18 protein-coding genes, 1 tRNA gene and 2 pseudogenes are annotated in these 21,276 nt (G+C 51.3%); 13 read left to right on the plus strand and 8 right to left on the minus strand.

Annotated elements, in window-relative coordinates; all coding sequences use genetic code 11:
• The first annotated feature begins 88 nt into the window (after positions 1–88).
• Both IT763_RS00270 and IT763_RS00275 read left to right on the plus strand, forming a co-directional pair.
• The gene (locus IT763_RS00270) at positions 89–709 is read left to right on the plus strand and encodes a nucleotidyltransferase domain-containing protein (protein WP_206195059.1); all 621 of its coding nucleotides are present in this window, start codon (positions 89–91) and stop codon (positions 707–709) included.
• Positions 660–1,100, plus strand: a complete 441-nt coding sequence (locus tag IT763_RS00275; RefSeq protein WP_033639069.1) for a hypothetical protein — start codon at positions 660–662, stop codon at positions 1,098–1,100. Before IT763_RS00270 ends, IT763_RS00275 begins: the two co-directional genes overlap by 50 nt.
• 6 nt (positions 1,101–1,106) lie before the next feature.
• On the opposite strand, the gene IT763_RS00280 is transcribed toward IT763_RS00275, so the two are convergent.
• Positions 1,107–1,961, minus strand: a complete 855-nt coding sequence (locus IT763_RS00280; RefSeq protein ID WP_033639068.1) for a LysR family transcriptional regulator — start codon at positions 1,959–1,961, stop codon at positions 1,107–1,109.
• Between the two features lie 210 nt (positions 1,962–2,171).
• On the opposite strand from IT763_RS00280, the gene IT763_RS00285 reads away from it, so the two are divergent.
• The 4 genes from IT763_RS00285 to IT763_RS00300 all read left to right on the plus strand — a co-directional run bounded on the left by IT763_RS00285 (position 2,172) and on the right by IT763_RS00300 (position 6,276).
• Positions 2,172–3,287, plus strand: a complete 1,116-nt coding sequence (locus tag IT763_RS00285; RefSeq protein WP_305792063.1) for a cyanate transporter — start codon at positions 2,172–2,174, stop codon at positions 3,285–3,287.
• A 75-nt stretch (positions 3,288–3,362) separates the two neighbouring features.
• Positions 3,363–4,706, plus strand: coding sequence for an esterase-like activity of phytase family protein (locus IT763_RS00290; protein WP_206195061.1), 1,344 nt, complete (start codon positions 3,363–3,365; stop codon positions 4,704–4,706).
• Positions 4,707–4,803: 97 nt separating this feature from the next.
• Positions 4,804–4,898, plus strand: a tRNA-Sec gene (locus IT763_RS00295).
• Positions 4,899–5,061: 163 nt separating this feature from the next.
• Positions 5,062–6,276 (plus strand): integrase arm-type DNA-binding domain-containing protein, encoded by a 1,215-nt coding sequence (locus tag IT763_RS00300; protein ID WP_206195435.1) that lies wholly within the window; start codon positions 5,062–5,064, stop codon positions 6,274–6,276.
• A 206-nt stretch (positions 6,277–6,482) separates the two neighbouring features.
• On the opposite strand, the gene IT763_RS00305 is transcribed toward IT763_RS00300, so the two are convergent.
• The 5 genes from IT763_RS00305 to IT763_RS00325 all read right to left on the minus strand — a co-directional run bounded on the left by IT763_RS00305 (position 6,483) and on the right by IT763_RS00325 (position 13,759).
• On the minus strand, positions 6,483–8,117 hold the full coding sequence (locus tag IT763_RS00305) for a type I restriction-modification system subunit M (RefSeq protein ID WP_206195062.1): 1,635 nt from the start codon (positions 8,115–8,117) through the stop codon (positions 6,483–6,485).
• A 14-nt stretch (positions 8,118–8,131) separates the two neighbouring features.
• Positions 8,132–9,187, minus strand: coding sequence for an AAA family ATPase (locus tag IT763_RS00310; protein WP_206195063.1), 1,056 nt, complete (start codon positions 9,185–9,187; stop codon positions 8,132–8,134).
• On the minus strand, positions 9,187–10,446 hold the full coding sequence (locus IT763_RS00315; RefSeq protein ID WP_197799074.1) for a restriction endonuclease subunit S: 1,260 nt from the start codon (positions 10,444–10,446) through the stop codon (positions 9,187–9,189). The genes IT763_RS00310 and IT763_RS00315 overlap by 1 nt, the downstream gene beginning before the upstream one ends.
• Entirely contained in the window at positions 10,439–13,462 is a 3,024-nt protein-coding gene (locus IT763_RS00320; protein WP_206195064.1) for a type I restriction endonuclease subunit R, read from the minus strand. The genes IT763_RS00315 and IT763_RS00320 overlap by 8 nt, the downstream gene beginning before the upstream one ends.
• Positions 13,463–13,549: 87 nt before the next feature.
• Positions 13,550–13,759: a helix-turn-helix transcriptional regulator gene (locus IT763_RS00325; RefSeq protein WP_197799072.1), complete on the minus strand. Its 210-nt coding sequence runs from the start codon at positions 13,757–13,759 to the stop codon at positions 13,550–13,552.
• Positions 13,760–13,985: 226 nt separating this feature from the next.
• Between IT763_RS00325 and IT763_RS00330 the strand changes: the two are divergent.
• The 6 genes and pseudogenes from IT763_RS00330 to IT763_RS00355 form a co-directional block, all read left to right on the plus strand.
• Positions 13,986–14,162: pseudogene (locus tag IT763_RS00330) on the plus strand (JAB domain-containing protein); the annotation flags it as partial.
• Positions 14,163–14,246: pseudogene (locus IT763_RS00335) on the plus strand (type IV toxin-antitoxin system YeeU family antitoxin); the annotation flags it as partial.
• A 62-nt stretch (positions 14,247–14,308) separates the two neighbouring features.
• The gene (locus IT763_RS00340) at positions 14,309–14,677 is read left to right on the plus strand and encodes a TA system toxin CbtA family protein (protein WP_197799071.1); all 369 of its coding nucleotides are present in this window, start codon (positions 14,309–14,311) and stop codon (positions 14,675–14,677) included.
• A 228-nt stretch (positions 14,678–14,905) separates the two neighbouring features.
• Positions 14,906–15,760 (plus strand): DUF4942 domain-containing protein, encoded by an 855-nt coding sequence (locus IT763_RS00345; RefSeq protein ID WP_197799070.1) that lies wholly within the window; start codon positions 14,906–14,908, stop codon positions 15,758–15,760.
• A gap of 287 nt (positions 15,761–16,047) precedes the next feature.
• A complete protein-coding gene (locus IT763_RS00350; RefSeq protein ID WP_143778371.1) occupies positions 16,048–16,560 on the plus strand; it encodes a DUF962 domain-containing protein in 513 nt (170 codons plus the stop codon).
• Between the two features lies 1 nt (position 16,561).
• Complete coding sequence (locus IT763_RS00355) at positions 16,562–17,317, plus strand: nucleotidyltransferase domain-containing protein (RefSeq protein WP_241005485.1); 756 nt, start codon at positions 16,562–16,564, stop codon at positions 17,315–17,317.
• 20 nt (positions 17,318–17,337) lie between these two features.
• On the opposite strand, the gene IT763_RS00360 is transcribed toward IT763_RS00355, so the two are convergent.
• Positions 17,338–18,438: an alkene reductase gene (locus IT763_RS00360; RefSeq protein ID WP_004934091.1), complete on the minus strand. Its 1,101-nt coding sequence runs from the start codon at positions 18,436–18,438 to the stop codon at positions 17,338–17,340.
• Between the two features lie 364 nt (positions 18,439–18,802).
• Here IT763_RS00360 and IT763_RS00365 point away from each other — a divergent pair, with 364 nt between their 5' ends.
• Entirely contained in the window at positions 18,803–19,969 is a 1,167-nt protein-coding gene (locus tag IT763_RS00365) for an MFS transporter (RefSeq protein ID WP_004934092.1), read from the plus strand.
• A 32-nt stretch (positions 19,970–20,001) separates the two neighbouring features.
• Here IT763_RS00365 and IT763_RS00370 read toward each other — a convergent pair whose 3' ends face one another.
• Positions 20,002–20,751: an NAD(P)-dependent oxidoreductase gene (locus IT763_RS00370; protein ID WP_206195066.1), complete on the minus strand. Its 750-nt coding sequence runs from the start codon at positions 20,749–20,751 to the stop codon at positions 20,002–20,004.
• Between the last annotated feature and the right edge of the window lie 525 nt (positions 20,752–21,276).

Raw genomic sequence — 21,276 nt, forward strand, 5'->3', positions numbered from 1 at the left:
TGCGCCGGGGCAAGGATTTTCCTGGCTTGCTCTTTCGTAGCTTTAATGGCTACATTTGTAGCCATTAAAGCTACATGAGGTTAGCGTTATGCACGATCCGATGCTCGAGTTGCTGTTCAGCGAATACCGTAGAAAAGTGCTAAGCCTGCTGTTTATTGAGCCCGGGCGAGTGTTTCACGTGCGGGAAATTGCGCGGCGCACCGCAACTCAGGCCGGCACTTTACATAAAGAGTTGAGCAGGTTGGCGGAGAGCGGCATCTTGCTCAGGCAGCGGCAGGGCAACCAAATTTGCTATCAGGCCAACGCCGATTGCCTGATTTTCCCTGAGCTGGCGGCGATTTTCCGCAAGGTTTGCGGGCCGGCGGAGTGCTTAAGGCAGACATTGGCAGCGTTTGGCGAAGCTATTGAACGCGCTTTTATTTTTGGTTCTGTCGCCAGTGGCAAAGCGACGGCGGCCAGTGATATCGATGTTCTGATTGTCGGCAAACTGTCTTTTGCGGAGGTGATTCAGGCGGTTTACCCGCTGCAGGCAACGCTGGGTCGGGAAATTAACCCCAAACTGTACTCGCCAGAAGAGTGGCGAGCGGCTTTGGCCGAGAACTCCGCGTTTATACAGGACATTATGCAGAAACCCCAACTTTGGATTGCGGGAGACAAGGATGACGCTGGACAATCTGGTCGGGCTGGGACTGGAGGTGATAACGCCTGACGCGGGGGCGATTAAAAAATTACTGGCCGCCGCCGCTCGCAATCGACGCGATGCGGGTATCACTCAGCTCAGCAATGAGAGCCGTTTCGACACGGCATATAAAGCGGTCATGCAAATGGCGAATGCCGCTTTGCAAGCCAAAGGATACCGCACGCTGACCAGCAAACCCGGCCATCACCAGATCATGATCCAATCGTTGCCGCTCACCGTAGGGCTGCCGCGAGAGGAAATGATCTGCCTGGATGCATTGCGAAAACAGCGCAACGTGGCGGATTATTCCGGCGACTTGGTGACGGACGCGGCGGTACAGGCTTGCCTTGAGCAGACAGAAGCGCTGTGGGTACGGATTATCGACTGGCTGCAGCACGAACATCCGCAGATAGTGGCGTAAGCTGCCTTACTTCAGCCCGCAAAACACCGTTAGCCGCTGGGCCAGCGCCAGCGTGGCGGCAGGGGCGCCGTCGCGGTAGTAGAGCGCCAGTTCGAAGCTGTCTATCGGCGGCAATCCTTCGGCTCCGCCCAGCACCCGGTGCGTCGGCAAACGGCAGCCGGCCGGCAGCAGGGTGACGCCCAGCCCGGCGGCCGAAGCGGCGGTCAGCGCCGCCAGGCTGGCGCTGCTGTAGCCGATGCGCCAGCGTTTGCCGAGGTTGTCGAGCGCCTGGCACAGCTCGTCGCGGTACAGGCCGTTCAGTGGAAATACCGCCAGCGGCACCGGCGATTGCTCGATGGCCGGGAAGGCCAGGCTGTCCAGCCACAGCAGCGGTTCCGGCCGCGCGGCGCGCGGCGGTTGCCGGCGGCGCTGTTTCACCAGGATCAGATCCAGCTCTTCACGCGCGTAGGCGCTGTGCAGATCGGCGCTCAGGCCGCTGGCGACGTCCAGCCGCAGGTGCGGGTGCTCGCGGCTGAAGTCGGCCAGCAGTTCGGTGGTGGGCACGGCGAAATCCTCCGGCATGCCGATCCGCAGCACGCCGTCGCGCCAGATGCCGGTCAGCGCGTCATGGGCTTCTTCATTCAGCGCGATAATGCGGCGCGCGTAGCTCAACAGCTTGACGCCTTCTTCGGTCAGCAGCACCTGGTGCGAGGAACGCTCAAACAGCGGCTTGCCCAGCATCTCTTCCAGCCGGCGCACCTGCTGGCTGACGGTGGACTGCGACAAAAACACCCGCTCTGCGGCGCGGGTGAAGCTGTTGCTGTCGCACACGGCGACGAAGCTGAGCAGCAGCTGCGGATTGAACATCGGGTAGCGATTCATTTTCCCACTGTTGGCTATTTTATTATTTAATTTCCCAATACTAGCGGCGTTGCCTACAGTAACGCAACGCTGCGGCGATCGCACGGTGACGCCACACTCTTCATTTCGCAGTACCAGGAATATACCGTGTTAAATCATTCTGTTAATTCACCTTCTCCACGTCGCTGGTTCAATCCCCTGTTGCTGGCGCTGGTGTTGATCGGCCTGAACATGCGGCCGCTGTTGACTTCGATCGGCCCGTTACTGCCGACGTTGCGCCAGGCCACCGGGCTGAGTTTTGGCGGCGCGGCGCTGCTGACCACGCTGCCGGTGCTGATGATGGGGCTGATGGCGCTGGCGGGCGGCGCCATCAACCGACTGTTCAGCGAACGCAGCGCCGTGGCGTTGAGCCTGCTGGCGATCGGGCTGGGCGCGCTTTGGCGCGAACTGGCCCCCGGCAGCGTGCAACTGCTGATGAGCGCGGTGCTGGGCGGGCTCGGCATCGGGGTGATCCAGGCGGTGATGCCCGGCATCATCAAGCATCACTTCCTGAAAAGCATGGCGCTGGTGGCCGGGCTGTGGTCGGCGGCGCTGATGGGCGGCGGCGGGCTGGGGGCGGCGATCACCCCGTGGCTGATGAGCGCGGGGCACGACTGGCACAGCGCGCTGGCCTGGTGGGCGTTGCCGGCCCTGGTGGCGCTAGTGGCCTGGTGGCCGGTCAGTCGGGGGCTGTCTCGCCTGGGCGCGGCGGGAGAACACCGCGGCCCAAGCCTGCTGCGCAACCGGCGCGCCTGGCTGCTCGGCGCCTATTTCGGCCTGATCAACGGCGGCTATACCAGCCTGATCGCCTGGCTGCCGCCGTATTACATGCAGCTTGGCTGGCAGCCGCAGGCCAGCGGTTCGCTGCTGGCGCTGATGACCTTCGGCCAGGTATTGGGCGCGTTGCTGCTGCCGGCGCTGGCGCGCAATCATGACCGGCGGCCGCTGCTGCTGCTGGCCTTGATGATGCAACTGATCGGCTTTATCGGCCTGATTTACCTGCCGCAAACGCTGCCGTGGCTGTGGGTGTTGGTTTCCGGGCTGGGGCTGGGCGGCGCGTTCCCGCTGTGCCTGGTGCTGGCGCTCGATCACCTGCACCAGCCGGCGGCGGCAGGGCGGCTGGTGGCCTTTATGCAGGGCGTCGGTTTTCTGCTGGCGGGCGTCACGCCCTACCTCTCCGGCCTGCTGCGCGACTACAGCGGCGGCTTCGTGCTGGACTGGCAAATCCATGCGCTGCTGGTGGTGGTGCTGATCGCTATTACCTGGCGCTTCCACCCGCACAGCTACCGGCGGGCGTTCGCCGAATAATATTTCTGTCATTGCCGCTCCCTATAGTGACGTTGCTTTTACTTCTGGGCGATAACAACGAAAAGGGACAATGACATGCACAACACCAAAACCCGGCTGGCGCTGCTGGTCGGCTGCATGGCGATGAGCGCCAACCTGTGGGCCGAGGCGCAGCCGGTGCAGGCGACGCTGGCCGGGCATGCGCTGCTGCCGGTAAAATCCGCCGTTGCCACACCGAAGGACGCGCCGAGCGATCTGCAGCAGAGCGGCAAATACACCAGCGGCAAACGCGTCACCGAGCTGGGCAGCGTGGCGGGCAAATCCGCCGATCGCCTGACCGGGATCGGCCTGCCGATCAACGGCCAGCCGCTGCAGGGCCACTCCGGCATCAAACACATGCCCGACGGCACCTACTGGGTGCTGACCGACAACGGTTTCGGCAGCAAGGCCAACTCCCCGGACGCTATGCTGTACCTCAACCACTACAAGATCGATTTCAAAGACGGCACGGTTGCGCCGCTGAAGACAGTGTTCCTGCACGATCCGGATAAAAAGGTGCCGTTCCACATCATCAACGAGAGCACCGAGCAGCGCTATCTGACCGGCAGCGATTTCGATCCGGAAAGCTTCCAGTTTGCCGACGATGCCTTGTGGATCGGTGAAGAGTTTGGGCCTTACCTGATCAAGGCCGACCTGAACGGCAAAGTGCTGGCGGTGTTCGACACCCAGGTGGATGGCAAAGTAGTGAAATCGCCGGACAACCCGACGCTGACCCTGCCGGGCGCGCCGGACGGCAAGCAAAACTTCCAGGTGGCGCGTTCCAAGGGCTTTGAAGGCATGGCCGCCTCGCCGGACGGCAGCAAGCTGTACCCGCTGCTGGAAGGGGCGTTGTGGGACGGCGAGCAGTTCGAGAACGTCGGCGGCAAACGCTACCTGCGGGTGCTGGAGTTCGACGTCAAACGGCAGGCCTGGACCGGCCGCAGCTGGCAGTACGTGCTGGAAGACAACCAGAACGCCATCGGCGACTTCAACATGATCGACGCCACCCACGGGCTGGTGATCGAGCGCGACAACGGCGAAGGCACGCCGGACAAAGCCTGCGCCGCCGGTGCGCCGACCGACAACTGCTTCAGCCAGGTAGCCAAGTTTAAGCGAGTGTATAAAATCGCTTTCTCGGACGCCAACGTCGGTAAACCGGTCGAGAAACTGGGTTATATCGACCTGATGAACATTCAGGATCCGAACAAGCTGGCGCGCAAGCCGCTGAACGACGGCGTGCTGACCTTCCCGTTCTTCACTATCGAGAACGTGGACGTGGTGGACGCCAACCACATCATCGCCGGCAACGACAACAACTTCCCGTTTTCCTCCAGCCGCCAGCCCAATATGGCGGATGACAACGAGTTCATCCTGCTGGACGTGAAGGATTTTCTGAAGTAGCGCTCCCCGGCCGCCGAATCGCCGGCGGCCGCCATTTCCCGCTTAGCGCAGCGAACAAACTGCGCTATAATCAGCGCCTTGCTTCCCTCTTCTCCAAGGAAGATCCTCGTCCCCGGTGGGGCGGCCGGACTTCAAATCCGGTTGGGGCCGCCAGCGGTCCTGGGCAGGTTCGACTCCTGTCATCTTCCGCCATTCGAGTTCTTCTGAAATCTCCTCAAGTCCATAAATTCCTTGTTACCCCTAGAAAAATAAACCGTTATCATCCACGGATGTCAACCGACGTCAACTGGAATCAATACGATTCTGGGGGCATAATGGGGGGCATGGAATGGATGCTATTCTGGAGATGCCCCCAATGAAGCTAACAGCACGACAAGTAGACACAGCCAAGCCAAAAGGGAAGCCTTACAAGCTCTCTGATGGCGGCGGTCTGTATCTGGAAGTTGCACCCAATGGCTCTCGCTATTGGCGCATGAAATATCGCATCAACGGTAAAGAGAAGCGTCTTTCCTTTGGTGTTTACCCTATTATTTCGTTGGCGGTTGCACGAGACGAGAGAGAAAAAGCAAAGAGGGTACTCGCTGCCGGTGGTGATCCTGGGGAAGTAAAGAAAGCCGGGAAGTTGGCTCAGAAACTCTCTATAGAGAATACCTTCGAAGCGATCGCCAGAGAGTGGCATAAATCCAAGGCCGATCGTTGGTCACTGCGCTATCGTGATGAAATCATTGATACCTTCGAGAAGGACATTTTCCCCTTTATAGGGAAGCGGCCTATAACAGAAATCAAACCGATGGAACTACTGGAAACGTTGAAGCGTATGGAAAAGCGCGGTGCGTTGGAGAAGATGCGCAAAGTACGCCAGCGCTGTGGTGAAGTGTTCCGTTATGCGATTATCACCGGACGGGCCGAGTATAACCCAGCCCCCGATCTGGCCTCGGCGTTAACCCCACCGAAGAAACAACATTTCCCTTTCCTAACGGCTCAGGAGTTGCCTTATTTTCTCACTGATCTAGCGGGATACACCGGTAGTATCATTACCAAAACGGCTACCAGAATTATCATGCTGACGGGAGTAAGAACCCAGGAACTGAGATTTGCGCGCTGGCAGGATATCGATCTCGACAAAGGGATGTGGAACATACCGCCAGAAGTGATGAAAATGAAGCGACCACATGTCGTTCCATTATCAACGCAAGTGGTCGATCTCTTCACTTCTCTGAGGCCCATTACGGGGGCTTATCCCTTGGTATTCATTGGACGCAACGACCACCGTAAGCCCATCAGCAAAGAAAGCGTGAATCAGGTTATCGAGCTGTTGGGTTACAAGGGACGGCTAACGGGGCACGGTTTCCGCCACACAATGAGTACCATCTTGCATGAGCAAGGCTATAACTCGGCGTGGATTGAGACGCAGCTTGCCCACGTGGATAAGAATAGTATCCGTGGCACTTACAACCACGCTAAGTACCTGGATGGGCGACGCGAGATGCTGCAGTGGTATGCCGACTATATGGACAACTTAGAACACGGTGGGAATGTGGTTCATGGGGAGTTCGGGTGTCGTGCTTAACCCTAAATTTTCTGGTAAAAACCAGTGATGATAAGGGAAGACATTTGTGCCATTGAGTTTAACGAACGTTTATTTTCTAGTTCGAGATGGCTTCGGACTAGATACATAATCTAATATATTTCCTAGCAGTAAACCCACCTTCAATGTGAAGGTGGGTTTCTACATCTATAATATTTTTAATGTCGTAGGCTTTATCAAAGCCATGGTCATTTATTTTCTGCAAGTGGTAATATGCGAAGCCCCAGTTCTTCGAGAAATTTGTTATGCCGCTTGGTTGCGTCACAGATTTTATCTTCAATAGCTACAAGCTCGCTATTTATAACCTGCAAATCTATTTTCTCTTCTGTCTTAGTGGTACTGACGTAGCGCGAGATATTCAGATTGAAATCGTTTTTCTCTATTTCTTCCATCGATACACGACGCGCGTAACGCTCTTCTTCTTTACGGTATTGATAAGTATTTATTATTTTTTCGATATGCTCTGGCAGCAACTGGTTCTGCCGTTTACCTTTCTCAAAGTGTTCAGCTGCATTGATGAAAAGTACGTCATCGAATTTCTTACAACGCTTCAGTATCAGAATACATACTGGAATCCCGGTCGAGAAAAATAGATTCGCTGGTAGGCCAATTACTGTATCGATGTGACCATCTTTTAGTAACTTTGTGCGGATACGTTCTTCAGCGCCGCCACGGAAAAGTACTCCATGTGGCAGAATAATAGCCATTACGCCATCCTCGCTGAGGAAGTGGAAACCATGCAGCAGAAAAGCAAAGTCTGCAGCTGATTTAGGGGCTAGACCATAGTTTTTGAAACGGAAATCGTCAGCCAATGTTTCGGAGGGATCCCAGCGGTAACTGAATGGTGGATTAGCCACCACTGCATCAAATTGCATTTTTTTTGCTGGATTCATTTCATTGAGAATATCCCACTGATTAAGCAGGGTATCTCCATGAAAAATCTCGAACTCAGTATCTTTCACACCATGCAGCAGCATATTCATACGTGCTAGGTTATAGGTAGTGATGTTTTTTTCTTGACCATAAATTTTGCCAATAGCAATACGATTATTATATTGGTCACGTTGATTGCGCACATTTAGCAATAGAGAACCAGAACCACATGCAAAATCAAGAACTTGTCTAATTTTCTTTTTTTTACCTGTAGTTGGATCTTGGCTATCTAGTGTGACGATTGCAGAAAGTACATCTGATATTTGTTGCGGAGTATAAAACTCTCCTGCTTTTTTCCCTGAACCTGCGGCAAACTGGCCAATAAGATATTCATAGGCATCACCTAAAATATCAGTATCACTACTGAACTTTGCAATACCCTCGGCAATTTTCTGAATAATAGTGCAGAGTTTTTCATTGCGTTCTTTTTGCGTTCTTCCCAATTTATCTGAATACAGATTTATTTCAGAAAAGAGTCCTTGGAAATTACGTCCAAATGAGCGCTCTTCAATGTAGTCAAACCCCTTATTTAATGTTATAAGCAGATCAGGGTGCTGAGTTCGTGCCATTTCAGCAATACTGCTCCATAAGAATTGCGGCTCTATTACATAATGCACTTTTAGGCGCATCTGCTTTTCAAAATCAGCTATATCCTGCGTGTTTTCTTCATACCAAACCGCCAGTGGTGCCCGGCGATCATTTTCTTGTGGTTCGCTATAGTCTGAACCTAGTTCCTTCTTAGCTGCTTGCTCATAGTTATCTGATAGGTAACGTAAAAATAGAAAAGACAGCATGTAATCACGGAAGTCGTCGGCATTCATCGCTCCGCGTAAATTATCGGCGATATCCCAGAGGGTTTTACCTAGTTGGTTCAATTGTTCTTTGGTCATATAGAGCCTCTGAGTTAGAATTTAAAGTGATACTGTTGTATAAGGGCGTTAAAAATTTGTATAAAAATTTCTCTCTCAACCTCGCTCATCATCTCCGTTTGGAAATAATATGGTGTTTTATGAGAGTGTGTATTTATTAGATTCATGACATCATCAACCTGTACAATCCCTAATTTTCCCAAAACTCGCCCGGGAGCTCTATCTCCTTGAAATGAAGATATATTTTCAAGTAGCTGCCTTAAAATAGCAAAGTGATAAGTAAATGGTTGATTTTTTATGGCCTCGTCCAAGACTTGCAAAAGATGCAGGTGATAAAGGAAAACATTTTTACCCGGCTTACTCAGTACTAAACCATCACCTTCTTTTCTTAATATTCTTAGGTCAGTTAAGTTCTTATAACGCCCGTCATTTTTGAGTCTATCAGCTAAAATGGAAAACAAACCAATATGGTGAGTTGTTATTATAATTCTTTTATTTTTGTAGTGTTGACCGATCTGACTAAATAAAATGTTAGTGGTTATGAAAATATTATGTTCATCAAGGCTAGAAACAGGGTCATCGATGAAAATATGTGCATCTTGCTCATTTGACCAACCATCAACTTCCAATAATGCGAGAAAGAAGCACCATACAAAAATTCGTTCTTCACCTCGGGAAATTTTAATGGGATCATTCTCATGACCTTCTTTAAAAAAAGTAATAGACTCTATACCTTTCTCAAGATCAGTATAAGGATTTAACCGAAAGCAAAATTTTGGGTTGTATGGATTAAGTTCATTTTTAATAGCTTGTTCATTTTCATACAAAAAACTATGGAATCGATTTAAACTGCTAGGAAATATGTTTAGTTTGATATCTGAACCATCGTTTTCTTCATCATTATCCCATGAGAATAGGTCCTCACTATATGCATTATAGTAGACACCAGCATGCTTTCCATTGTTATTAGCCTTGGTGATGTTTTTATAGGCAACAGATAGCTGTGTCTTTCCTGTTCCATTAAATGCATAGATTAGAACAATGCTCTCATCTAATTGTGTGATTTCTTCTGCGATAGTATTCAAATTCATTATATTACCTCTTCCATCGTAGGGAAAAGTTGCTGCACTAGTCCTTTTTTATGAATCTTAAGGGTTTGTAGTTTTTGAACATATAGGGAAATCAATTCATCGAGAGCGGTAAGGCAATCAGCAATTTTTTGTTGTTCTAAAATAGATGGAAGTGCTACTACCATAGATTTAATAATCTGTAAATTAAGGCCGCCACGACCTTCACCCCCTGCGGATAGTCGTCTTAATTCGTCATATCTGTTATCTAAATTATGATATAGAAAATCACTAGAAAAAATTTCTGGATTAGGAAATATCGCAGCTATTGACTGATTGATACAAAGTTCTACCATGTTCATTGCAACAGTCCCACGAGTTTTTCCCTGTCCTGCCAATCCTATTAATACACACATACTCGGGATTATTTTAGTGCTTGAGTTTTGTAATCCTACCTCTGTGATCCGGCTTTGCACGTCATACACTCTCTTATAATTCAACTCTCCTGAGTTCATCCATTTTATACAACCATCCCAATAAGATTTTTCTGAAGTGCTCGGTGTACCGCCAGTAGTTACATTTGTAGAGATCTGCCCAATTTCCTTTTCCTCCCAATTTCCTTCGTTCAGAAACTCATGGAAGCGCAGTTTAGGCTCAGTTTCACCTTCTGCAGGAAAGAGCTGTTGCACTAGTCCCTTTTTATGAAGCTGAATAGCTTCTAGTTTTTTAGTATTTAAAGTGATCAATTCATCGAGAGCGGTAAGGCAATCAGCAATTTTTTGTTGTTCCTTTGGTGCAGGAAATGCGATAGGGAATTCCTTCATTGAAGAAATATCGCCCCTAGGCATTTTTACACCTTTTGCACCTTTCATGACGTAACTAATAAAGTCGTCATTTTTAAGGATGCCAGTTAAAAATCCGCTTATAACTTCATCTCTAGAGCGAATAACAATTACATCATTCGATGCAGCACCACTTTGATCAGCTAGCCAAACCTTTTTGAGGTATGGACGTATGTTGGAAATGAGAACATCACCTTTCTTATATTTTGTAAAGGATCCTGATGGTGGAAGTTTTGACGCAATAGTAACGCCAGAGAAATCAGGTAGCAAATTCTCAGTGCTTATATATGTATTTAAGGACAGTTCTCCTAATGGAGCCCTTTCCTTGACAAATTCTGCAACTCTTATGCTTCCAAGGGGTTCCCACTCCCATGCTTCACTTTTTTGAAACTCTGGAAACCTTAGTTGCGGCACCAAATTTTTTTTCTGTTGCTTATTCATACACGTTTAACCCCGAAATTTCGCGCCCTTCTGCCTGTTTTTGTAGGTATGGTACCAAATCTTCCATCAATGCTAGTTCGGCTATACGCCGGGCCTTCCAACCTAATCCGAGCGGTGCAAGCAGATCTGTCAGTTGTTCACCGTCAAAAATCATGCGATCAAGAATACCAGCGACAAATGCGTGCAGCGTTGTAGTCTGTAGTCCATGTTTATCCGCAAGTTGATGTAAAACCTCAGCTGCCTTTTGCGCCTTAAAGGTATGATAACCCTCGCGGATTTCCTTCTCGTTCAGAACGTTACCTATTTGTAAGCTATTTATATAGGCGATTATATCGTCACGTTCTTCAATTAAATTGGCACTGGCGCTGATCATATCGATCAGTTCTTGACGCGTCATCTTTTGCTTACCAGTTTTCTGTGTAGATTTGGCAATCAAAGCCATGATGTAGTCGTAGTCAATGACTGCAGAAGAAAACAGCACCAGATCAAACTCCAACTGGCGAACGGCCTCTTCGGCATCTTCATCTTTCCCTTGTTTACGCTTAAGGTCCATCGCGGTGTCGAGATAAATGGCCTTGAAACCACGTAAGGTGTCGGTGGGTAGTTTTTGCTCGATTGCGATTTTACTCTGTGTGTCCAGATCAGTATATTGATCCAATTGGGTTTTAAGCTTTTGTATCTCTTTAAAGTGGTTGATGAATTCAGCTTTAGCTGTGTCTCCTTTCAAGTTATGTACCTGTGATGGTTCACATGCCAATCCTTTAGACGTCATGAAGGTATACAATTCGTCGACTTTCTGGTTAAAGGCTTCTACCACTTTAGGGGCAGGGTCAACCAGCCAAATTTCCCGTGCTTGGCTTTTAGTTGCGTCTGAGAAAAGAGCAATAGCCGCATCAACCTCATGTTCCTGATAACGGAAATCGAGGATATTACCCCAGGGTTTGGTGTCATTAAGAACACGGTTTGTTCGTGAGAAAGCTTGAATCAACCCGTGGTGTTTTAGATTTTTATCTACATACAGTGTGTTCAGATATTTGGAGTCAAATCCAGTGAGAAGCATATCCACTACAATAGTGACGTCGATTTTATTTTTTCGTGGGTAGTCAGCATTGCTGTATTTCTGATCTTTGATGCGTTGTTGCACATCTTGATAGTAAAGATCAAACTCGTTGAAACTATGGTTGGTACCATACTGCTTGTTGTAATCAGCAATAATGGCCATCAATGCAGTTTTTTTCTTCTCTGGTTCGATCTGGTTGTCAGCTTTTTCATGTGGCAAATCATCTTGTAGTTGCTTGATATCAGCTACATTTTTGCTATTGCCTTCTTCATCTTTAGCGGCAACTTGCGCTGGCGGTGAGAAAACACAGGTGACGTTCAACGGTTCGTAATTCTCATCTTCTTTTTGTTTTTTCTCTTGGGTTTCCTTGAAAATATTATAATATTCAATTGCATGATTGATAGAGGATGTCGCTAAAATGGAATTAAAACGGCGCTGGTTAGTAGCATTATTGTGCTTATCCAGAATAGCTTTGACCACTGCTTCGGGGGGCGGAACTTCACCATTCCTTCGCTTTTTGTCACCTTCTTTACCAAAGTAGTCAATGTGAAAACTTAATACATTTTTATCTTCAATAGCGTGGGTGATGGTGTAAGCGTGTAATTTTTTTTCAAAGATATCTTCGGTGGTTTTCAAAGATCCAACATTGCCATCAATTTGCTGATAGCTAGCGTTGACATCAAAAATTGGTGTGCCAGTAAAGCCGAATAACTGTGCTTTGGGGAAAAATTCCTTAATCATCCTATGGTTTTCACCAAATTGTGAACGATGGCATTCGTCGAAAATAAACACCACACGTTTATCTCTTAAGGGCTCCAACCGTTCCTTGTAAGTTTGTTTACCTTGTTTTTTTTTCGATTGATTACGGTTGCTGTTTTCGTCGAGTGCTAAACCCAGTTTTTGTATAGTAGTGACTATGACTTTGTCGGTGTAATCCTCTGACAGCATGCGACGTACTAGTGCTTCGGTATTGGTGTTTTGTTCAACACAGCCTTCTTGGAATTTATTGAACTCTTCACGGGTTTGACGGTCGAGATCTTTACGATCTACAACAAATAGGCATTTCTCAATATCGGGATTGTCCTTTAAAAGCGTTGCTGTTTTAAAGGAGGTTAGGGTCTTACCACTACCAGTGGTATGCCAGATATAACCATTCCCTCTATTTTGATGGATGGTATCAACGATTGCTTTGACAGCATAAATTTGATAGGGGCGCATGATGAGCATTTTCTGTTCACTCTGAACCAGTACCATATATTTGCTGATCAACTGACCGAGGGTGCATTTGATGAGGAAGTCGTCGGCAAACTCATATAAGTGATTTATTTTTTCGTTATTTTTGTCTGCATGTTTGTAAATCGGTAAAAAACGCTCATCGGCATTAAAGCTGAAGTGTTCCTGGCGATTGTTAGCAAAGTAGCGGGTATCATTACCATTACTGATAATAAACAATTGCATGAAACAAAGTAGTGTATTGGTGTAACCATTGCCGGTATCATTTTTGTACTCAACGATCTGCTCCATAGCTCGACGCGGACTAATTTGTAATGATTTCAGTTCGATTTGTACCAAAGGCAAGCCGTTTATCAGTAGGATTACGTCGTATCGGTGGTTGCTATTATCGGTATTGATACGAAGTTGATTGATCACTTCAAAGTCGTTTTTGCACCAATCTCTGATATTGACCAGTGTGTATTCGAATGGAGTACCATCTTCACGGGTGAATTTACCTTTCTCTAGTAGAGCCTGTGCGGCAGCAAAAGTATCCGCAGTTATTATTTCATCACGCAAACGACTGAATTCTGCATCAGTCAAGCTGACCCGGTTCAACACTTCAAACTTCTGGCGGAAGTTCTGCTCAAGGCTGGCTCTATCATGGATGTCGTCACGATAAGTGTACTTTAGATCTTTAAGCTTGCCGATTAGGCCTCGTTCTATCTGTTGTTCTTTGGTCATGGGTTTAGCCTGATGAATTTGCCATTTAGCAGAGCATATCTGCAGTCTAATCTTCCGGAAATTATCCGGAGGTACACGTTCTGCGGTTTAGTGCTGATCATCCACAATTTCTAACATACCACTTACCTCACATTCGAACAGGCGGCAGAGCTTCTCCAGGGCCTCAATATCGATTTTTTGAGCGGTTTCCTTGTACATAAGTGCCACGGTGTTTCGGCTGAGGCCAGTTTCACGTAAAACATCTGATATCTTCATTTTGCGCTCACCCATCAGGCGAGCGAGATGGCAACGTATCATGGCCGAATTCCGCTATATACAGTAAGGAGAAATTATAGCTTTTTGAACTAAAAAATTGAACTTGATATGAAAAATTTTATGTTGGAAAGGAGTAAAAAAGAGTCTATCTGCTAAGGTGAGGTATAAGGTAAGACAGGAGGCTATGTTGGACAATATGGCGCTGATAATGTGATGGACCCACAGGGATAGTGCTGTCTGTTGGCAATAGTATCTGATTGTTGCTGACGCTGCGGTGCTTCTGGCGCATTGCCATCCCTCCGGCCACGCTGAGCCCAGTGTTGCCGACCGGCAAATAACCGGCAAGATTAAAGATGCACTGGCACTGGTTGAGGTCAGGATGCTGGATCACTGTATTGTCGGCGGCATGACGGTGTATTCGTTCGCTGAGCACGGCTTGTTATAGGGGGAGACCTGTGAGGCCGATAGCCTGGGATCACACGGTTATGTGTATCTCGCCATTTATCCTACACCCCAATCCACTGCATAAATTTTCGCCTTTTATACCTATCGATTTCCTCCTGTCATCTAGCTAACTACGAGATAATCCACATGCAGACCTTACCTGTCACCCTTAAACGGGCGGCTCAGCCCTGCCTATCACCCGTTGCCGTCTGGCAGGCCTTACTTACATATCTATTGGATCAGCATTACGGCTTGGCGCTTAATGATACCGAGTTCAGTGATGACGCCGTGATCCACGAACATATTGAAGCCGGTATCTCTCTGGCTGATGCGTTGAATTTCACGGTGGAAAAGTTCGACCTAGTTCGTATCGAACGCCGGGGGTTCTCCTGCAAGGAACAATCTCCCTTCATCACGGCTATCGATATTCTCCGTGCCCGTCGAGCCACCGGTCTGATGGCCCGAATGGGTTACCAGACAATCACCTCAGTTATCCGGGGAGGAAAGCAAACATGAGCCTGTCCGGATTACTGCTGACATGCTTATTACCCGCCCACCCAGATTGGCAGATTTTGTTTTTTGAGGGCAAGCTCGCACTCGATAGGCAATAAAGCTATTAGCCATCTAGGTTTTGCGAAACGCTTTCCGCAATTTCTTTCCTGAGCTTTATCCCCTTTTTATCTGTTGCATAATGCGTCTAACTGACTTGGTAGGCGTGTTTGCTTTTATGTAAGGATTACGATGATGCAAACTGAACCCGAAGTAATAGTTGAACATAGCGAGGTGATTTGTTCGACCAGTGTAGAGCGAATCGTTGCTGGTCGCGATAGTGCTCTGAAACGGATAGAGCAGTTGATCCATCAGCTCAGTGACATTTCTTCACTCACTTCTTCAATTGGTGGGGGGACTGCTGGCGAGTGGGCGATGAGACAGGGAAGTCGCTATGACTGCTGGTTAATGGAAGTGCCAGATAAAGCTATAAAGTTGATCACCCGAAATATCGATCGCAGTATCTGGCGTGATCTGATGATGAAATCTGGCATGCTAGCTCTCATGGATGCTGAAGCTCGCGAGCAGTGGTATAAAAATTTGGAAGAGGGCGACCTACCAGCCATTAATAAAGACAATATCCTCAGCACTTTTGAACAGCTACATCTGAATAAACAGGATGTATTTGAGCGCGGTGTTATCAATGTTTTCAGGGGACTATCATGGGAATATAAAACAAACAGCCCCTGTAAGTTTGGTAAGAAAATCATTGTCAACAATCTGGTAACGCATAACCGTTGGGGGTTCAGCTTAAGCTGGGGCTGGCGGCGGGACCAGTTAGTTGATTTGGAGCGAATGTTGTATCTGTTGGATGGTAAGCCCGTTCCTGACAATCGTGGGGATATCTCTGTGCGGTTAATGGAGTATATCCAGGATAACCCTCGTCAGCAGAGTTACGAGGATGAGCTGTTTGGTATCCGCTATTTTCAGAAAGGTACCGCGCATGTGATTTTCAAACGCTTGGATCTGGTGGAGAAAATGAACGATATCGTGGCGAAGCACTATCCAGGGATGTTAGCTCGAGAAGAGTATGCCCTCTATTCGTTTTGAGCAATAAGTGAGCCTGTTTACCAGATCAAAAATGGAGTAAAATCTGCAAGATCCATGAGTCATTTATTGCCTGTTTTTCATACAAAAATAAGCAAGCAAAAGCATTTGGGGGTGCTTGTGGGGGTTAATTAATTATCCATTTCAAATAACTCCTTTTATATCATGTTAATAAGTCTCTTATGCGACTCCTGTGATCGCCAATCCCTGACCATTTTCCTATGCTGAACGATACGGCTATCTTTAATGCAATGAGCAAGCTCGGCCGTGCGCGTCATTCGGAGGTCAACATGCGAAGTCTGGAAGATCACCTTGCCGCTTATGCCGCCTATCACCGCGATGCGCGCAATATCGCCACGCATTTTATCGGCATCCCCCTGATCGTCGTCAGCCTGCTGGCGCTGCTCTCCCGGCCGGTATGGGGCGCGGGGTGGCTGCCGTTTTCGCCGGCTTGCGCGGCGGTTATCGTTTCGGCCCTTTATTACCTGCGGTTGAATCTGCGCCTTGGCATTCTGATGCTGGCGTTGCTGCTGCTGTGCCTCGTGTTCGGCGCCTGGGTGGCGTCGCTGTCGACGGCGGCGTGGCTGAGCGTCGGCATCGGCGGCTTCGTCATCGGCTGGCTGTTTCAGTTTGTCGGGCACTTTTGGGAGGGGCGAAAACCGGCGTTTATGGACGACGTGACGGGCCTTATCATCGGCCCGCTGTTCGTGCTGGCGGAAGCCTGCTTCCTGGCCGGCGGGCTGCGCGAACTGCAGCGGAACATCGAACTGCGCGCGGGCAAAGTGCGCAATGGGAGGGGATGAGGTGGCGTTGATTCCCACGGTGACGGCATTTCCGCTGCAGCAGGCTTTTATCCCGCTGCTGGAGGCGCTGACGGCGGGGCTGCCGCGCCAATTCCCGGCGCTCATCCACAGCATTTACCTCTACGGCAGCGTCGCGCGCGGCGAAGCCCTTCCCGGCGTGTCCGATCTGGACATCACGCTGCTGCTCATCAAGCCGGCCGATAGCGGGGCGTTGCAGCGCCTTGAAGCGTGGCGGCAAGCCTTTCAGCTGGAGCAGCGGATCGTGAGCAAGGTCGACTTTGACATCGGCAGCGTTGATGAAGCGTTAGCGCCGGAGCATCACGATTCCTGGGGATTTTGGCTGAAGCATCACTGCCGATGCCGGTGGGGCGAAGACGTGTCCGCCGCTTTTTCGCTGTTTCGTCCCGATCGGCGCATCGCGCTGGCGGTCAATGCTGATTTACGGCCCGCGTTGGCGCGCTATCGGGAGCAACTGCTGCAGGCAAGGACGGTATCGGATGAGAGGCGCTTAAAGCGCGAAGCGGCCAGGAAGCTGATCCGCGCCACCAATATGTTGCGCGCCGAGGGGAGCCCGTTCTGGCCGATAACGCTAACCGACTATGCCGATCAGCTGTTGGCGCATTATGCAGAGCAGCGCGATGAAATGGACTATTGGTTAGCGCACGCGGCAGGGGAGGCGAATGACGCGGATTTTAGCGACAAAATGATGCAATTTCTTGACTGGATCGAAACACAGAAAAAAATAACGCCGGCTTGAGCCGGCGTTGTCGGCGATCGTTACCCGATCGCCGGGTAATCGGTGTAGCCTTCCCGGCTGCCGCCGAAGAATTTCTCTTTGATGGGGGCATTCAGCGCCAGCCCGTGTTGCAAACGGTGAGGCAGATCCGGGTTGGCGATGAACGGACGGCCGAAGCCGATCAGATCCGCCCAGCCTTTGGCCAGCGCTTCTTCAGCGCGTTCACGCGTGTATTTGCCCGAGTAAATCAGCGTGCCGCGGAAAATCAGGCGCAGTGATTCTTTGAACGCCGCCGGCATCACCGGGGCGTCATCCCAGTCCGCTTCGGCGATGTGAATGTAAGCGGCGCCGATATCGTTCAGCACGCTGGCCGCCGCCAGATAGGTGGCTTCCGGGGTGTCGTCCTGCGAGCCCATCAGGGTGGTCAGCGGCGCCAGACGCACGCCCAGTTTCTCTTTGCCGATGGCGTCCGCTACCGCCTGCGCCACTTCCCGCAGGAAACGCAGGCGATTTTGCAGTGAACCGCCGTATTCGTCGTCGCGCTGGTTTTCCCGCGAGTCGATAAACTGATTGATCAGATAGCCATTCGCGCCGTGCAGCTCTACGCCGTCGAAACCGGCGGCGATGGCGTTGCGGGCCGCCTGAGCGTAGTCATTGACGATCGCCGGAATTTCTTCCCGGGTTAAGGCGCGCGGTGCGGAGTGTTGCACCATTTCACCCACGCCATGTTCCGGCCCGCGGCCTTCGACATCCACGAACACTTTGACCCCGTCGGCCTGGATGGCGGAGGAGGAGACCGGCGCGGCGTGGCCAGGCTGTAGAATGGTATGCGACACGCGGCCGACGTGCCAAAGCTGCGCGAAGATCTTGCCGCCGGCCTGATGTACGGCGTCGGTGACTTTTTTCCAACCGGCGATGTGTTCCGGGGTGTAAATGCCGGGCGTCCAGGCATAACCCTGGCCTTGCTGGCTAATCTGCGTGCCTTCGCTGACGATCAGCCCGGCGCTGGCGCGCTGGGCATAATATTCAGCCATCATGTCGGTGGCGACGTCGCCGGCGCCGGCCCGAGAGCGGGTCATGGGCGGCATGACGATGCGATTGTTCAGCGATAAACCGTTTAAAGAATACGAGTCAAAAAGCATGGCGCTTCCCTCTGTGTGAATGGGGCCGTAGGGCATTGATGTTTTACTGAGGCCATTATATTTCGTCGTTTAATTCTAAAAACGCGCACAATAACAAAACACTTTTGCTCTGTGTTCAATAGTTGCGGTAGCCGCCGGCTTGCCGCAGGTGGCGGGAATGAACCCGATGTGCGCTCGGGCGACGGCGGCTATTGCCTGTCGGCGCGTGGTTGAGATAGAGTCGGCTGCTGTTTTTCCCCACGATTTTTAACAAAATCGCAAAAGTCTTTTAGCCTCCCGCCTGCTTATCTTTGGTGTGATCAATGTCATACTTTTGGCATCTTAACTTTCCCGCGCTTCGGCAGCGGTTAACCGGAGTTGTTGAATGAAAATTAACTTTCCCTTATTAGCCCTGGCGGTGGGGGCGTTCGGCATCGGCACGACCGAGTTTTCCCCGATGGGGTTGCTGCCGACCATCGCTAAAGGGGTGGACGTCTCCATCCCGATGGCCGGCATGTTGATCAGCGCCTACGCCGTCGGCGTGATGGTCGGCGCACCGCTGATGACGTTGCTGCTTTCTCACCGGGCACGCAGAAGCGCGCTGATCTTCCTGATGGCGATCTTTACTCTGGGTAACGTGCTGTCGGCGGTTGCGCCTGACTACACCACCCTGATGCTGTCGCGCATCATCACCAGCCTGAACCACGGCGCGTTCTTTGGCCTCGGATCGGTGGTGGCCGCCAGCGTGGTGCCGAAGGAGAAACAGGCCAGCGCCGTGGCGACCATGTTTATGGGCCTGACCATCGCCAATATCGGCGGGGTGCCCGCCGCGACCTGGCTGGGTGAAACCATCGGCTGGCGCATGTCGTTCCTGGCGACGGCCGGGTTGGGCGTGATCGCCATGCTGGGGCTGTGGTTCTCGTTGCCGCAAGGCAGCGCCGGCGCGCGCCCTGATGTGAAACGCGAGCTGTCGGTATTGGTGCGCCCGCAGGTGCTGTCCGCCTTGCTGACGACCGTGCTGGGCGCGGGCGCGATGTTCACGCTCTATACCTATATCTCGCCGGTGTTGCAGCACATCACCGATGCGACACCGCTGTTCGTGACGTCCATGCTGGTGTTGATCGGCGTCGGTTTCTCCATCGGCAACTACCTCGGCGGCAAGTTCGCCGACCGCTCCGAAAGCGCGACGCTGAAAGGTTTCCTGTTGCTGCTGGTGGTCATTATGCTGGTGATCCCGTTCCTGGCGCGCAGTGAAATCGGCGCTGCGGTCAGCATGGTGATTTGGGGCGCGGCGACCTTTGCCGTGGTGCCGCCGCTGCAGATGCGCGTGATGCGTGTCGCCAGCGAAGCGCCGGGCCTGTCGTCCTCGGTCAACATCGGCGCCTTTAACCTGGGCAATGCGCTGGGCGCCGCCGCCGGTGGCGCGGTAGTCTCCGCCGGGCTGGGATACAGCTTCGTGCCGGTGATGGGGGCGATTATTGCCGGATTGGCGCTGTTGCTGGTGCTGTTCACCCACCGTCAGGCCGAAAAAGTGGCCTACGCCAACGGTTAAACGATAACGTGCGGCGGGGTTCCCCGCCGCGCTCACTCAAAGCCGAGCAGGCTGAACGCATCGTCCTGCGGGGCGTAGCCGAGCAGGCGACGGGTCTCTTCCAGCGACAAACGCGTATAGCGGTTATTGGAAACCCCGTGCACCACCGCATATTGCACCCCGTCGACACGAATGCAGCGCTCCAGCAGATCGGCGGCGTCGCGATGGCTGAGAAACGCGCTCATGTCGCGGGCGCTGAGCCGATCGCCCGGGCTGAGGGTGGTGAAGTTGGCGATGCGCACCGACAGGGCGGAAAGCCCTTCCTGATGGGCGAAGTAGGCGGCGATGCCTTCGCCGAACGCCTTGCTGGCGCCGTACAGGTTTTTCGGTTTCGGCGCGTCATCCGGGCGGATTTGGTAATCGAGCGGATAGCCTTCCACTGCCTGTGCGCTGCTGGCGAACACCACCCGGCGGCAGCCGGCGTCTTTCGCCGCGCGGAAAATATTGAAAGTGCCGAGAATGTTGTTGTCCATCAACGAACCGCAAAAGTCGGCATCGGGGGAGGGATCGGCGGCCAGATGCAACACGGTGTCGATATTGGCGCAGGCCGCGCGGCAGGCGTCGAGATCGGCGATGTTGAAGCTGATGACTTCGTCGCCGAGCTGCAGATCGCGCAGCAGGCTGACATCCCTTTCCGCCAACCGCAGCGCGTAGCGATCGCCCATCGCCTGGCGAAACGCCGTGGCTACCCGGCCGCCGGCGCCGGTGATCAGAATCCGTCCCAACTCAGTCCGCAACGTCATGGTCGCTGTCATCCTTACAATCGATTACGCGTTGACCAGTAATAATCGCCCGCGTGACTTTTGTCCAGTCGTTTTAATTAGTCATTCTGATGTTTCTTTCACCATCGTCAATTGCGCATGGTGATTTTTGCGCGGGTGAATATCGTGGAATGTTAACGATGTGCAATCAAGTTTGGCGATCTATTTGCCTTATGGATTGCCGATTGTGACTAAAAAGCGGGGATTGACAGTGGATGGACGAGCGCTTTGCTTTCGCCTGACAGTGAATTATTAGGTTAGTTAATCTTATGTTTTTTCCTGAAGCGGGCGATATTCCGCCCCCTCTCTATTCCGCCTGCGCGATATATCACTGCTGTGCTGAAGCCGATAGAGGGCGACAGGCCTTATTTGATACCTCAGGTCGGTTTTGCCCGCCCGATCACAGTTCGGCAATTTGCCGACGCAAAGCCTTGCCCCGGCAAAATCCGCGGTGTTAACGTCATAACTCAACCGATTTAGGGTTGTTACTGCTACGGCAGGCAAAAC

Origin of the sequence: Serratia sp. CMO1, from assembly GCF_015689115.1 — a bacterium.
GTDB classification, from domain to species: domain Bacteria; phylum Pseudomonadota; class Gammaproteobacteria; order Enterobacterales; family Enterobacteriaceae; genus Serratia; species Serratia marcescens.